Source organism: Streptomyces sp. JLYT201, assembly GCF_059448825.1.
The window spans coordinates 3,089,869-3,104,319 of sequence record NZ_CM182551.1; the positions used below are offsets into that span (position 1 = coordinate 3,089,869).

The window sequence follows — 14,451 nt, forward strand, 5'->3', positions numbered from 1 at the left end:
CTTTTAGGTCCGGGTTACCGCCGGACCGTCGCTACTTCATGGGCGTACTCATCGCGTACTCATCGAGTGCTCATCGCAATCTCGACCTACTTCCAACTCGCGAGGTACCAGGACCGCACAGGGGCTCCGTGCGGCACGTCTTACGGTGTTGCCTGCTCGGCAACGGTCTCGGCCTCCTCGAGATTCCCGCGCAGCTCCGCCGTGTCGAGCGGTCCCTGGAGCCGGAAGGCCCGCGGGAACGCCCGGCGGCGGACCGCCAGGTCGAGACAGACCAGGGCGGGGTGTACATACGCACCCCGGCCGGGCAGCGTACCGCGTCGATCGGGGACACAGGTGCCCTCGATCACCACGATCCGCAGCAGCTCGTTCTTGGCCGCTCGCTCCCGGCACCCCACACAGGTGCGCTCAGGGCATGCGCGGGCTTGCGTCCGGCCAGACACGCTTAAGTCTACCTCCCCGTACCGACCTCACCCCTTTGGGGCAAAAATCGAACGGCCGTTGTCTTGATCAGTAACGTGACCAGGGTGAGGGGGGCTCGCGCAACCGGATTTCCGGACTCGCGCGTTCCCCCTTCGCGAAGGTCAGTTCCCGCCGTCCTGGCCCGGCTGCTCGGTGTCGGGGCGGATGTCGATCCGCCAGCCGGTGAGCCGGGCGGCGAGGCGGGCGTTCTGGCCCTCCTTGCCGATGGCCAGGGACAGCTGGTAGTCCGGGACCGTCACCCGGGCGGAGCGGCCGGACAGGTCGACGATCTCGACCTTGCTGACCCGGGCCGGGGACAGCGCGTGGGCGACCATCTCGCCCGGGTCCTCCGACCAGTCGACGATGTCGATCTTCTCGCCGTTGAGCTCGCCCATCACATTGCGCACGCGGCTGCCCATCGGGCCGATGCAGGCGCCCTTGGCGTTGAGCCCGGAGCGGGTCGAGCGGACCGCGATCTTGGTGCGGTGCCCGGCCTCGCGCGCGATGGCGGCGATCTCCACGGAGCCGTCGGCGATCTCGGGGACCTCGAGCGCGAACAGCTTCTTGACCAGGTTCGGGTGCGTGCGCGAGAGCGTCACGGACGGGCCGCGGACGCCCTTGGCCACCCGGACGACGTAGCTGCGCAGGCGCATGCCGTGCGGGTACTCCTCGCCCGGCACCTGCTCCTGCGCGGGCAGGATGGCCTCGAGCTTGCCGATGTCGACGAGCACGTTCTTGGGGTCGCGCCCCTGCTGCACCACACCGGTGACGATGTCGCCCTCGCGCCCGGCGTACTCGCCGAGCGTCGCGTCGTCCTCGGCGTCGCGCAGCCGCTGCAGGATGACCTGCTTGGCGGTGGTGGCCGCGATCCGGCCGAAGTCGGACGGGGTGTCGTCGAACTCGCGGGCCTCCTGGCCCTCCTCGATGTCCTCCGGGTCCTCCTTCGCCCAGACCGTCACGTGCCCGGTCTCCCGGTCGAGCTTCACGCGCGCGTGGCGGCGGCTTCCCTCGGTGCGGTGGTAGGCGATGAGGAGGGCCGACTCGATCGCCTCGACCAGCAGGTCGAAGGAGATCTCCTTCTCCCGCACCAGGCCCCGCAGGGCACTCATGTCGATGTCCACGGCTACGCCTCCTCCTCTTCCTTCATGTTCTTGTCGTCCTTGCGGTTGAACTCGACTTCCACGCGCGCCTTGACGATGTCGCCGAAGGCCAGCCTGCGGGCGGTGGGCTTGCGCCCCTTCACGCCGGGCACCTCCAGGTCGACGCCCTCGTCGTCCACCCCGACGATGCGCGCGACCACGTCGGCGCCGTCGGCGGGCTGGATGCGGGCGAGGCGCCCGATGGCGCGCTCGTAGTGGCGCTGCTCCTTGAGCGGGCGCTCGGCGCCCGGGGAACCGACCTCCAGGGTGTACTCACCCTCGCCCATCGCGTCGGTCTCGTCGAGCTTCGCGGAGAGCGCACGGCTCACATCCGCGATGCGGTCCAGATCCACGCCGTCCTCGGAGTCGACGACGACTCGCAGCACCCGCTTGCGTCCGACCGAGGCCACTTCGATCTCTTCGAGATCCAGGTCCTGGGAGCTGACGAGCGGTTCCAGCAGTTCCCGCAGCCTCTCGCTCTGGGTGGTGCTCATCCGGGTGACTCCTCGGCCGCGTGTGCTGTTGTGGGATCGTCGCGTGTCTGGTCAAAGGGTATCCGGTCCGGGAGGGTGTTGCCGTCCACCGGGCCGGGTGCCCGCCCCCCGACTCCGTACGCGCGTGCGGGACCGAGCCGGTCACGCGTGCGAGGAGGGCGCGAAGGTACGGTGATCACCGGGCCTCGGCCCGTTCTGTGCCGCCGCCACCGTTCGCCGTCCGAGGGACGCCCTGCCCCGCGCCCTCCCGGCCCGCCTCCCGAGGACGCCCGCCGTGCCGTCGTATCCCACCCTCTCGCGGTCCCGACCCGGGCCGCGCCGCAGAAGCCTGCTCGCCGGGACCGCCGGCGCGGTGCTGCTCACCGGCTGCTCGGACGCCGGGTCCGGCGACGGGCGCTCCGCCGACACCGAGCGGCTGCGCGCCCGGGCGGCCCGCGACAGCGCCGCGCTGCTCCGGCGCTACGACGCCGTGATCGCGGCCCACGCCCCCCTGTCCGCCCGGCTGCGGCCGCTGCGGGAGGAGGTGGCCCGGCATGCGAAGGCCTTCGCGGACGGCGGGCCCGAGCCGACCCCGGCCGCCTCGGAGCGCGCGCCGGAGCCGCCCGTGCCCGGCGACCGCAAGGACGCCCTGCGCCTGCTCGCGACGGCCGAGCGCGAGCTGGCCCGGCGGCGCGGCAAGCAGCTCCTGGACGCGCCGGGCGAGCTGGCCCGGCTGCTCGCGTCCGTCGCCGCCGCGGGCGCGGCGCACGCGTACCTGCTGACGGAGAAGGGCGCCGAAGGCACCGGCGAGGGGGACCACAAGTGAGCGCGCGCAAGGACGAGTTGGCGGCGGTGCAGGCGGCCCTGCGGGCCGAGCACGCGGCCGTGTACGGCTACGGGGTCGTCGGCGGCCGCGTCGGCGACGCCCGCCGGGCCGAGGCCCGCACCGCCTACGACGCGCACCGGGCGCGCCGCGACGAGCTGCGCCGCGCGGTGCGCAGGCTCGACGGCGACCCGGAGCCGTCGGCGGCCGCGTACGCGCTGCCGTTCCCGGTGCCGGACGCGGCGGCCGCCGTCCGGCTCGCGGCCGCCCTGGAGGAGCGGCTCGCCGGGGTGTACGCCGATCTGGTGCGGGCCGCCGAGGGGGACGCGCGGGCCGTCGCGGCCGAGGCGCTGCGGGAGGCGGCGGTCCGGGCGGCGCGGTGGCGCGGCGGGAGCGTAGCCTTCCCTGGGCTCGCCGAGCGGGCCGGCGGGTCCGGGGACCCGTCCGCGGACCCGCGGGCGTGATCCCGCCACCGCACACGCACCCCAGCGCTGCTGGGACCGGGCTGGGAAAGGAACACCTCGCGCATGGCTTTCGAACCGCCGCCGCGCCTCGTCCGCGCGCTCGGCGAGGCGCCGGGCGACGCGGACACCGACCGCTGGCTGCGGAGCCTCGCCGCACGCACCGATGAGGCCGTCGCCGGGCTCGGCCTGACCGTCGAGCGGGTGCAGGTGCCCGGGGGCCGCAGCAGCCTCGTCGTGCTCGTGCGGCGGGCCGACGGGTCCCCCGCCGTCCTGAAGCTGGTGCCGCCGCGCTCGCGGCCCGCCGCCGAGCGGGCCGCGCTCGCCCACTGGGGCGGGCTCGGGGCGGTGCGGCTCCTCGACGAGGGCCGGACCGGGCCCGGCGACGGCGTCCTGCTGCTCGAACGGCTCCAGCGGGACGTCTCCGTACGCTCCCTGCCCGAGGCCAAGTCCATGCTGGAGGCCGCGGGGACGCTGCGGCGGCTGTGGGTGGCGCCGCCCGCCGGGCACCGCTTCGAGACGGTCGCCGAACGGACGGGGCGGCAGGCCGACGCGATGCGGGCCCATCCGGACCCGGACGTGGCCCCGCTGGTGGACGCGGCCCTCGCGGCGCGCGCGGAGCTGCTCGCGAACGCGCCGGAGGAGCGGCTGCTGCACGGCACCTTCCGGCAGAGCAAGGTGCTCGCGGCCGAGCGGGTGCCGTGGCTGGCGGTGGGGCCCGATCCGGTGGTGGGCGAGTGCGCGTTCGACCTGGCGCGGCTGGTGCGGGACCGGGTCGAGGACCTGATCGCGACGCCGTCCGGGGCGGCGGTGACGCGGCGGCGCGTCAAGCGGCTCGCCGAGTCCCTCGACGTGGACCAGGAGCGGCTGCGGGGGTGGACGCTGTTCCGGGCCGTGGAGTCGGGCGTCCGGGCCCTGCGCGTGGGCCGTGCCCAGGACGCGGAGCTGCTCCTGGAGTTCGCGGACTGGCTGTAGCCCCACGGGGGCGCGCGACGGCGCCGGACGGGCCGGAGACCGCCGCAAGCGCGGTCTCCGGCCCGTCCGGCGTTCGCGGGCCCGTTACGCCGTGAGGCGGGCGATCGCGTCGGCCACCGGGAGCTCCTCGCGCTCGCCGGTGCGGCGGTCCTTGAGTTCCAGGACGCCCTCGGCGGAGCGGCGGCCCGCGACGAGGATCTTCGGGACGCCGATGAGCTCCGCGTCGGTGAACTTGACGCCGGGAGAGACCCCGGCGCGGTCGTCCACGATGACCCGCACCCCGGCGGCGTTCAGCTGCTCGGCCACGTCGAGCGCGAGCTCGGTCTGCACGGCCTTGCCCGCGGCCACGACGTGGACGTCGGCGGGCGCGATCTCCTTGGACCAGCACAGGCCCTGCTCGTCGGCGGTCTGCTCGACCAGGGCGGCGACGGCGCGCGAGACGCCGATGCCGTACGAGCCCATGGTCACGCGCACGGGCTTGCCGTTCTGGCCGAGCACGTCGAGCTGGAAGGTGTCGGCGTACTTGCGGCCGAGCTGGAAGATGTGGCCGATCTCGATGGCCCGGTCGAGCTTGAGCCCGGCGCCGCAGGCGGGGCAGGGGTCGCCCTCCTGGACCACGACGACGTCCAGGTACTGGTCGACCTCGAAGTCGCGGCCGCAGACCACGTTCTTCGCGTGCGTGTCGGGCTTGTTGGCGCCGGTGATCCACGCGGTGCCGGGCGCGACGCGCGGGTCGGCGAGGTAGCGGACCTTCTCCAGGCCCTGCGGGCCGATGTAGCCGCGGACGAGGTCGTCGCGGCCCTCGAAGTCCTCGGCGGTGACCAGCTCGACCTCGGCGGGCGCGAGGTGCTCGGCGAGCTTGCCGAGGTCGACCTCGCGGTCGCCGGGCACGCCCACGGCGACGATCTCGCCGTCGACCTTGACGAGTAGGTTCTTCAGCGTCGCGGAGGCCGGGACGCCCAGGTGCTGGGCGAGGGTCTCGATCGTCGGCGTGTCGGGGGTGTCGAGGTCCTCGGCGGCGGGGTGCCGGTCGCCCTCGACCGGCTTCAGGGCGAAGGTCACGGCCTCGGTGTTGGCCGCGTAGTCGCACGCCGGGCAGTCGACGAAGGTGTCCTCGCCGGCCGGGGCCGGGGCCAGGAACTCCTCCGACGCCGAGCCGCCCATCGCGCCGGAGACCGCGGAGACGATCCGGTAGTCGAGGCCGAGGCGCTCGAAGATGCGCTGGTAGGCGGCGCGGTGCAGGGCGTAGGCCTCGGCGAGGCCCTCGTCGCTGGTGTCGAAGGAGTACGAGTCCTTCATCTGGAACTCGCGGCCGCGCAGGACGCCCGCGCGCGGGCGGGCCTCGTCGCGGTACTTGGTCTGGATCTGGTAGAGGATCACCGGCAGGTCCTTGTAGGACGCGCACTGGTCCTTGACGACCTGGGTGAAGATCTCCTCGTGGGTGGGGCCGAGCAGATACTCGGAGCCCTTGCGGTCCTTGAGGCGGAACAGCAGGTCGCCGTACTCCTCGTAGCGGCCACTCGCCTCGTAGGGCTCCTTGGGCAGCAGGGCGGGCAGGAGGACCTCCTGGCCGCCGATGGCGTCCATCTCCTCACGGACGACCCGGGCGACGTTCTCGTAGACCTTCTTGCCGAGCGGCAGCCAGGTCCAGATGCCGGCGGCGGTGCGGCGTACGTAACCGGCGCGGACCAGCAGCTTGTGGTTGAGCGTCTCGGCGTCCGCCGGGTCGTCGCGCAGTGTCTTGACCATCAACCGGGACATGCGCTGGACCTGGGCCATGATGAACTCCTGCGTTCCTCTGACGGGGGCGTCCGGTGCCGTGAATCGGCCTTCGGCCTCGTCCTCAAGCGCCGGACGGGCTGAATCCCCCCTGGCTGCTACCTAAAGATGATGGGCGCAGGTTATCCGGGGCACGGGCGCGGGCGGAAATCGGTCAGCGGGCCGCTCGGCGCGCGAGCGGCAGCGGGGCGCCCATCACGGCGTACGGCTTGGGGGCGCTGGGGAACAGCACCTGGCGGGCCAGGTCCGTGTAGCCGAGGGAGCGGTACAGGCCCCGGGCGGGGCTCTCGGCGTCGATCGCGGAGAGGATCGAGCGGGGCTCGGCGGCGGTGTCCGTGATGCCGGTGATCAGGGTGCGGCCGATGCCCTGGTTCTGGTAGCCGGGCCGCACGTGCAGCTCGGTGATCACGAAGGAGTGGTCGAGCCAGCCGTCGGTGCGCCGGGCCCGCAGATAGGGCTCGACGACGGTGGACCACCAGTGGGCGCGGTCGTTGGGCATGCCGTAGACGAAGCCGACGAGCCGCCCGTCGCGGGTGGTGGCGCCGAGGGCCCGCGCGCCCGGGTAGGTGAGGTGCCGGAGCACGATCTGCCGCCGCACGGCCACCTCGTCGTCGCCGAGCCCGAAGGCGAGTGCCTGTACGCGCAGTGCCTCGTCCACCCGCGTGGCCAGGTCGAGGGGGCCGATCACGACGTCGTCAGTCATGCGCGAACCCTACTTCGCTGCCGTGGGGGGCCGCGCTCGGTCAGAACAGCACGCTCATGAACGCGCCGACTTCCTCGAAGCCGACTTTTCGGTACGTCGCCCGGGCCGGGGTGTTGTAGTCGTTGACGTACAGGCTGACGACGGGGGCCACGTCCGCGAGGGCGTAGCGCAGGACGGCGGCCATGGCGGGGGCGGCGAGGCCCCGGCCGCGGTACTCGGGGGCCACCCACACGCCCTGCACCTGGCAGGCCCGGGGCGTCGCGGCGCCGATCTCGGCCTTGAACACGACCCGGCCGTCCCGGTCGATGCGGGCGAAGGAGCGGCCGGAGCCGACGAGTTCGGCGACCCGGGCCTGGTAGAGCAGGCCGCCGTCCCCGGCGAGCGGCGAGACGCCGACCTCCTCGGTGAACATCGCGACGCACGCCGGCATGATCGTCTCCATCTCGTCCTTGCGGACGCGACGGACGTACGGGTCGGGCGTGACGTCGTCGGGGAGCCGGTCGGTGACCATGAGCGGCTGCTGGGCGCGGACCTCGCGGGCGGGCCCCCAGGACGGTTCGAGCAGGCGCCAGAGCCGGGCGGTGGGCTCGGCGGGGCCGACGATGGAGGAGCAGCGGCGGCCGGTCCTGCGGGCCCGGTCGGCGAAGGCGCGCACGGCGCGCGGGGTGGCGCAGATCGGCACGAGGTTGGCGCCCGCGTAGCAGAGGGACTCCAGCATGCCGTCGGCGTACCAGCCCCACATCTCGCCGCCGAGGCGCCACGGGTCGAGGCCCGCGACCTGCACCCGGGCCGCGACGAAGGCATTGGCGACCGGCTCGCGGTCGAGCACGGCGAGTGCGGCGTCCAGGTCACTCGGTTCGAGGACCCTGGTGGTGGTCTGGGTCAACACGGCGGGGCCTCACCATACGGTCTGCTGATCTCCGCACTGTACCTGGCGAGGTTCCGTGGTGCCGCCCGGTCGCCGAGGGCGGCCGGGCGGCCGGGCCGCTCCGGTCAGCGGCGGCGCACGTGGTCGTGGCCGACCTGGATCTCGTCGATCTTGAGTCGGCGGTAGAAGTTCGGGGCGCCGGGGGCGCTCCAGGTGGTGGCCACGTCCAGCTTCAGATAGCGGGTCCGCAGCCCGTCGCCGAGGTCGACGAAGCGGATGCCCCGGGCGCTCTCCAGCTCGCCCGCGGCGACCCGGCGCCAGCGCTCGCCGTCGTCGCTGGCGGACACCGTGTAGTCCTTGATGCGGGCGGAGTCCTCGGGCCTGCCGAAGGTGGAGCGGTTGTGGGTGGGAGACCACTCGCGCTGGTTGACGCCGAGGTACGCGGCCTTCTTGACGCGGCCGAGGTCGAGCGTGAAGGAGACGGGCAGGGCGCCCCCGTTGTCCGTGTACGTGGTGAAGTCGCCGTCGGTGAGCTGCGGTTGGCTCGCCCTGACGGAGCCGGTGGGGTACACGCCGTAGCGCTGCGGGGCCGTCTCCACCTTGAAGACGGTGTCGTAGGCGTCCCAGTGGTCGATCGAGCGGATGGTGAGGCGGCCGTCCCGCTGGCCGAACGACAGGCGCTCGCCGGTGCGCAGGTCGGTGACCTCGGTGACGCGGTAGCCGTTGTCGCGCAGCTCGAGACGGTCGCCGCCGGTGGGCCGGGTGGTGACGTGGACGTACTGCGTGGTGGGCCGGGCGCGGCTGACGGTGACGTAGCCGTACGCGCCGTCGTTCCAGGCGCCGGGCTGCATGCCGCCGTGGGCGTAGCCGCCGCCGTCGACGCCGTGCAGGGACTCGCGGATCGGCGGCAGGTAGTCCTTCATGAAGTCGGTGAACTTCCGCTGCTGGGGCGGGAAGCGGCCGTCGACCATCGCCTGGAGGTCCATGAGGGACTTGATGGAGGTGCCCGCGTTGGCGACGTACCGGCCGACGTTGAGGCCCGTGTCGACGGGGCGGTCCTGGCCGTCGTACCACCAGGCGCCGGTGCTCGGCACCTTGTAGCAGGACTCGGTCAGGCGCGGCATGGGCGTCCAGATCGCCGACGGCTGGTCGTAGGGCGGGGTCATGCCGGTCTTCTGCTCGTGGGACACCATGTCCATGATCGGGGTGTCCTCGTTGTTGTTGCTCAGGGTCAGGTCCGGGCGCCGCTCGCGGATCTGCTCGTAGAGCTTGTGCTGCTCCCAGTACTCGTTGTCGTTGTCGATCCAGAAGCCCGACAGCTTCGGGTAGCCGTCCATGACCTCGAAGAAGTTCTCGTAGCTGAACTCGCCGAAGCCGGGGCGCGTGGTGAGGTCGACGTCGCGGCCCTTGTGGGCGGAGTACGCGGCCGAGTCGAGGGTCTCGACGCCCTGCTCGTCGTGCCACTTGGGGTCGTCGGTCATGTAGAGGATCGTGCGGACGCCCTTGGCCGCGCCCGCCGCGATCAGTTCGCCGAGGAAGTCGCGCCGCGTGGAGCAGGAGCCGGGGATCTTCGAGGGCCAGGGGCGGGCGTAGCCGAGGCGGGAGTGGAAGGTGGCGAGGACGATGTAGCTCGCCCCCAGCTTCCTGGCCTCGTCCACCCAGTACTCGGGCGTCCAGCCGCTGTCGGTGACGGCCTTCTCCCAGGCCGCGCAGTCGTCGTGCCGGGGGCTCGTGAACATGCCCCAGTGCAGGAAGAGCCCGGCGGTGGCGTCCCGGAGCGGCTGCTGGCGGGGCGGGTCGGCGACGGCGTCCCCGGGCCGGGCGGTGGAGCTCCCGCTCCCGGCGAACAGCAGCCCACCGACGAGGGAAAGGACGGCGGCCCACAGGGGCAGGGCGCCACGGCGTCTCATGGATGCACCTCGGTTCCGTTGACGAAGAACGGCTGGGGCGCCTCGGCACGGGGTTGCCCGGCTCACCCGGGCTGTCCGGGTGACCCGTTCCCCCCTCCCCTCATCATCGGATGAATCACCACCAGGGCCCCGCCCACCTGGCGAGGCTCAGCCCGGCCATGTGCGAAAACGCTGAGAGAAGGCACTTCCCCGGTCGAGTCGCCCGAACAAGGTCCTGCCATACATCGGAGCTGTCAAGGTGGTGCGCTCGGGGAATCACGAAGGTGCAGCTCAGCGGGGAGCGTGCCGGGCTCGGCGCTTCAGCCGAGCACCGGGCCCGGCGGCCGCATGCCGGGCGGCACCTCGGCCGGGCGCCCGGCCTGGGCCCTGTCTTGACGCCTGGGCGGCACTTGGCGCTGCGCGCACTCTCCCCAAGCTCTGGGCTTCGCTCCAGAAGGGAATGCCGCACTCGCCCTGCGGGGCGACGGCCCACAGCGAGGTGGGGCGGACGGCTTCGCGCGGCGGAAGGGGGCGCGCGTTCCGCGCTGCGGGAGGGCCCACCCACCCGCCCCCACCCGGGCCACGGAGGGGAAGCGCCCACCCGCACCGCGAAGCATCGGGGCCGGGCCCGCGAAGCGGGGGCGTTCCGGGCGGGCGGATGGGAGAATACCGCCGCGCCAGCGGCGGACACGGACGCGGACGGACAGCGCGAAGCGTCGGGGCCCAGCCTGCACGGCAGGGGCGTTCCGGGCGGGCGGGTGGGAAAACCCGCCGCGGCAGCGGCGGGCACGCCACGGACGGGAAGCGCAGCGCGTCGGGGCCGGGCTCACGAAGCCCGGGAGACACGGGCGGGCGGGTGGGCAGGACGGCCCGGCGCCCAGCCACCGCTCAGCCCCGGCGCACAGCTGCCGCTAGGCCCGGCTGCCGCCAAGGCCCGGCCTCAGCTGATCGTGACCTCGGGCTCGCCCGAAGCGACCCCGTCCTTCTCCATCTGCTCCGCGATCTTCATCGCCTCTTCGATCAGGGTCTCCACGATCTTCGACTCGGGCACCGTCTTGATCACCTCACCCTTGACGAAGATCTGCCCCTTGCCATTGCCGGACGCCACCCCGAGATCGGCCTCCCGCGCCTCACCCGGACCATTGACGACACAGCCCATCACCGCCACCCGCAGCGGCACCTCCATGCCCTCAAGCCCCGCGGTCACCTCGTCCGCCAGCTTGTACACATCCACCTGCGCCCGCCCGCACGACGGACACGACACGATCTCCAGACGCCGCTGCCGCAGATTCAACGACTCCAGAATCTGAATGCCGACCTTGACCTCCTCCGCCGGAGGAGCCGACAACGACACCCGGATCGTGTCACCGATCCCCTCCGCCAGCAGCGCACCGAACGCCACCGCCGACTTGATCGTCCCCTGGAACGCCGGACCCGCCTCCGTCACACCCAGATGCAGCGGATAGTCGCAGGCGGCCGCCAACTGCCGGTAGGCATTGACCATCACCACCGGATCGTTGTGCTTCACCGAGATCTTGATGTCCCGGAAACCGTGCTCCTCGAACAGCGAGGCCTCCCACAACGCCGACTCCACCAACGCCTCCGGCGTGGCCTTGCCGTACTTCGCGAGCAGGCGCTGGTCCAGGGAGCCCGCGTTGACGCCGATGCGGATCGGCGTGCCGGCCTCGCCCGCGGCCTTGGCGATCTCCTTGACCTTGTCGTCGAACTGCTTGATGTTCCCCGGGTTCACCCGCACCGCCGCACACCCCGCGTCGATCGCCGCGAACACGTACTTCGGCTGGAAGTGAATGTCCGCGATCACCGGAATCTGCGACTTGCGCGCGATGACCGCCAGCGCGTCCGCGTCATCCTGCGTAGGACACGCCACCCGCACGATCTGGCAACCCGACGCCGTCAGCTCCGCGATCTGCTGCAACGTCGCCCCGATGTCCGACGTACGCGTCGTCGTCATCGACTGCACCGACACCGGTGCGTCCCCGCCCACGGCCACCGAGCCGACCTGGATCTTGCGGCTGACCCTGCGGTCGGCCAGCTTGGTCGGAACGGACGGGATTCCGAGAGAAACGGCAGTCATCTGGCGTGCATCCCCAAGTGTGGATCAAGGTCCCGAGTTCGGCGGGCTCCGGGCTTCGCGGCATCGCGCTGCAACATCGCTTGTTCGCGGGTTCGAGATTACGGCACCCCACAGGCCCCAAGCACATCCCGCCCCGATGTCCACCCATTGGCGGGCGGTACCGCACATACGAAGGCGGCCGGGCACACACGGTGCCCGGCCGCCTCAAACTTCGTACGGCTAGGAAATTCTGACCGGGTTCACCACATCGGCGATCAGGACCAGAATGGTGAAGCAGATGAAGATCCCCGCCACCACATAGGCCACGGGCATCAGCTTCGCCACGTCGAACGGGCCGGGGTCCGGTCGCCGCAGGACCTTCGCCGCGTTCCGGCGCAGCGACTCCCACACTGCACCCGCGATGTGACCGCCGTCCAGGGGCAGCAGCGGCAGCATGTTGAACAGGAACAGCGAGAGGTTGAACCCGGCAAGGAGGAACAGCATCAGCGCGATCTGGTTCTGCGGCGGGATGTCCAGGGTGAACACCTCGCCGCCGACCCGGGCCGCGCCCACCACGCCCATCGGGGAGTCCTGCTTGCGCTCCCCGTCGCCGAAGGCCGCGTTCCACAGGTCGGGGATCTTGGAGGGCAGGGCGACGATCGACTCGACGCCGTTCTCCATCATGTTGCCCATGCGGTCGACGGACTCGCCGAAGGACTGCTGGACGATGCCGGAGGCGGGCGTGAAGCCGAGGAATCCGGCGTACACGTACTTGCCCTCGACGTAGCCGCCGTCGCCGTCCGTCTTGCTGACCTGGTTCTTGATCAGGTTGGCGTGCAGGTCGACGCGCTTGCCGTCGCGCTCGACGGTGATGGTGGCCGGGCCGATGGTCTCGCGGATCCGCGACTGGAGCGTGGACCAGTCGTCCACGTCCTTGCCCTGGAAGGCGACGATCTTGTCGCCCGCCTTGAGGCCGGCGGCCTTGGCGGGGGCGGGCTTGTCGCCCTTCTCGCACGTGGCGCGGTTCTGGCCGGCCTCGATGACACAGTCGGAGACCTTGCCGACCGAGGTGGTCTGGGTGCTGATGCCGAAGGTCATCATCACGCCGAGGAAGATCACGACGGCCAGGATCAGGTTCATGAACGGCCCGGCGAACATGACGATCACGCGCTTCCACGGCTTGCGCGTGTAGAAGAGCCGGGACTCGTCGCCGGGCTTGAGCTCCTCGAACGCCGCCGAGCGCGCGTCCTCGATCATGCCGCGCCAGGGCGAGGTGGACCGCGCCTCAAGACGCCCGTCGGGCCCCGGCGGGAACATGCCGATCATGCGGATGTAGCCGCCGAGCGGGATCGCCTTGATGCCGTACTCGGTGTCGCCCTTCTTGCGGGAGAAGATCGTCGGGCCGAAGCCGACCATGTACTGCGGTACGCGGATGCCGAACATCTTCGCGGTCGACAGATGGCCGAGCTCGTGCCAGGCGATCGAGAAGAGCAGCCCGATCACGAAGACGACTATGCCGAGGATCATCATCAAGGTCGTCATGCACGAGCCTCCGCGGTCGTCTGGGTCGAAGCCGTCAGTTCCCGGGCCCGGGCCCGGGCCCAGGTCTCCGCTTCGAGGACGTCCGCCACGGTCAGCGAGGTTCCCGTCCGCGGTGTGCCGTGCTCGGCGACGACCCGGGTGACGGTCTCCATGATGCCGTTGAACGGCAGCGCGCCCGCCAGGAAGGCGTCCACGCACTCCTCGTTGGCGGCATTGAACACCGCCGGGGCCGTGCCCGCGAGCTCCCCGACGTGCCGGGCGAGCCCCACCGACGGGAACGCCTCGGTGTCCAGCGGGAAGAACTCCCAGGTGGAGGCCTTCGTCCAGTCGAACGCGGGCGCGGCGTCCGGCACCCGCTCGGGCCAGCCGATCCCGATCGCGATGGGCCCGCGCATGTCCGGCGGGGTCGCCTGGGCGAGCGTGGAGCCGTCGGTGAACTCGACCATGGAGTGCACGTACGACTGGGGGTGTACGACGACCTCGATGCGGTCGAAGGGGATGTCGTAGAGGAGGTGGGCCTCGATCACCTCCAGGCCCTTGTTCACCAGGGTCGCCGAGTTCACCGTGATCACCGGGCCCATCGCCCAGGTCGGGTGCGCGAGCGCCTCCGCGGGCGTGACGTCGGCGAGCTCGGCCTTCGTCCGGCCGCGGAAGGGACCGCCGGACGCGGTGACGACGAGCTTGCGGACGTCGGCGCGGGTGCCCGCGGCGAGGGCCTGGAAGAGCGCGGCGTGCTCGGAGTCGACCGGGATGATCTGGCCGGGCTCGGCCAGCGCCTTGACCAGCGGGCCGCCGACGATCAGCGACTCCTTGTTGGCGAGCGCGAGGGTGCGGCCCGCCTCCAGGGCGGCGAGCGTGGGCGCGAGGCCGATGGAGCCGGTGATGCCGTTGAGGACCGTGTGGCAGGGCGAGGCGGCGAGCTGGGTGGCCGCGTCCGGGCCCGCGAGGACCTCGGGCAGCGGCTCCCCGGCCCCGTACTCCTCGCGCAGCGCCTCGCGGAGCGCGGGCACGACGTCCTCGCGGGCGACCGCGACGGCCCGCACCCGCAGCCGCCTGGCCTGCTCGGCGAGCAGCGCGACCCGGCCGCCCGCGGCGGACAGGGCCGTGACCCGGAAGCGGTCGGGGTTGCGCAGCACGAGGTCGATCGCCTGCGTGCCGATCGACCCCGTGGAGCCGAGGACGACGACCTCCCGCGGCCCGTCGGCGGTGCCGGGGTCGAAGACGAGGTGCGGGTCGGCGAGGGGTGCGGGGCTTTCGCTCATGCCC

General features: G+C 72.2%; 13 protein-coding genes. 3 read left to right on the plus strand and 10 right to left on the minus strand.

The window, feature by feature from the left end:
* Positions 1-140 precede the first annotated feature (140 nt).
* The 3 genes from AC5WAM_RS12125 to rimP form a co-directional block, all read right to left on the minus strand.
* Positions 141-440, minus strand: a complete 300-nt coding sequence (locus AC5WAM_RS12125; RefSeq protein WP_366795279.1) for a YlxR family protein — start codon at positions 438-440, stop codon at positions 141-143.
* Positions 441-581: 141 nt separating this feature from the next.
* Positions 582-1,580 (minus strand): transcription termination factor NusA, encoded by a 999-nt coding sequence (gene nusA / locus AC5WAM_RS12130; protein WP_138962125.1) that lies wholly within the window; start codon positions 1,578-1,580, stop codon positions 582-584.
* A gap of 2 nt (positions 1,581-1,582) precedes the next feature.
* Complete coding sequence (gene rimP, locus AC5WAM_RS12135; RefSeq protein WP_366795278.1) at positions 1,583-2,092, minus strand: ribosome maturation factor RimP; 510 nt, start codon at positions 2,090-2,092, stop codon at positions 1,583-1,585.
* Between the two features lie 274 nt (positions 2,093-2,366).
* Here rimP and AC5WAM_RS12140 point away from each other — a divergent pair, with 274 nt between their 5' ends.
* The 3 genes from AC5WAM_RS12140 to AC5WAM_RS12150 all read left to right on the plus strand — a co-directional run bounded on the left by AC5WAM_RS12140 (position 2,367) and on the right by AC5WAM_RS12150 (position 4,330).
* Positions 2,367-2,897: a hypothetical protein gene (locus AC5WAM_RS12140; RefSeq protein ID WP_495522598.1), complete on the plus strand. Its 531-nt coding sequence runs from the start codon at positions 2,367-2,369 to the stop codon at positions 2,895-2,897.
* Positions 2,894-3,358, plus strand: a complete 465-nt coding sequence (locus AC5WAM_RS12145) for a ferritin-like domain-containing protein (RefSeq protein WP_172382097.1) — start codon at positions 2,894-2,896, stop codon at positions 3,356-3,358. Before AC5WAM_RS12140 ends, AC5WAM_RS12145 begins: the two co-directional genes overlap by 4 nt.
* A 63-nt stretch (positions 3,359-3,421) precedes the next feature.
* Positions 3,422-4,330: an aminoglycoside phosphotransferase family protein gene (locus tag AC5WAM_RS12150; RefSeq protein WP_495522599.1), complete on the plus strand. Its 909-nt coding sequence runs from the start codon at positions 3,422-3,424 to the stop codon at positions 4,328-4,330.
* 84 nt (positions 4,331-4,414) lie between these two features.
* Here AC5WAM_RS12150 and AC5WAM_RS12155 read toward each other — a convergent pair whose 3' ends face one another.
* From AC5WAM_RS12155 to dxr, 7 genes are all read right to left on the minus strand, one after another.
* Positions 4,415-6,109, minus strand: coding sequence for a proline--tRNA ligase (locus AC5WAM_RS12155; protein WP_366795275.1), 1,695 nt, complete (start codon positions 6,107-6,109; stop codon positions 4,415-4,417).
* Between the two features lie 154 nt (positions 6,110-6,263).
* Positions 6,264-6,812, minus strand: a complete 549-nt coding sequence (locus AC5WAM_RS12160; protein WP_366795274.1) for a GNAT family N-acetyltransferase — start codon at positions 6,810-6,812, stop codon at positions 6,264-6,266.
* Between the two features lie 40 nt (positions 6,813-6,852).
* Positions 6,853-7,701, minus strand: coding sequence for a GNAT family N-acetyltransferase (locus AC5WAM_RS12165; protein ID WP_399626030.1), 849 nt, complete (start codon positions 7,699-7,701; stop codon positions 6,853-6,855).
* 104 nt (positions 7,702-7,805) lie between these two features.
* Positions 7,806-9,590 (minus strand): alpha-L-fucosidase, encoded by a 1,785-nt coding sequence (locus tag AC5WAM_RS12170; RefSeq protein ID WP_495522600.1) that lies wholly within the window; start codon positions 9,588-9,590, stop codon positions 7,806-7,808.
* Positions 9,591-10,509: 919 nt separating this feature from the next.
* Positions 10,510-11,664 carry a flavodoxin-dependent (E)-4-hydroxy-3-methylbut-2-enyl-diphosphate synthase gene (gene ispG / locus AC5WAM_RS12175; RefSeq protein WP_366795271.1) on the minus strand — a complete coding sequence of 385 codons (1,155 nt, stop codon included), beginning with the start codon at positions 11,662-11,664 and terminating at the stop codon, positions 10,510-10,512.
* 219 nt (positions 11,665-11,883) lie between these two features.
* Positions 11,884-13,185 carry a M50 family metallopeptidase gene (locus tag AC5WAM_RS12180; RefSeq protein ID WP_138962115.1) on the minus strand — a complete coding sequence of 434 codons (1,302 nt, stop codon included), beginning with the start codon at positions 13,183-13,185 and terminating at the stop codon, positions 11,884-11,886.
* A complete protein-coding gene (gene dxr, locus AC5WAM_RS12185) occupies positions 13,182-14,447 on the minus strand; it encodes a 1-deoxy-D-xylulose-5-phosphate reductoisomerase (protein WP_366795270.1) in 1,266 nt (421 codons plus the stop codon). Before dxr ends, AC5WAM_RS12180 begins: the two co-directional genes overlap by 4 nt.
* Between the last annotated feature and the right edge of the window lie 4 nt (positions 14,448-14,451).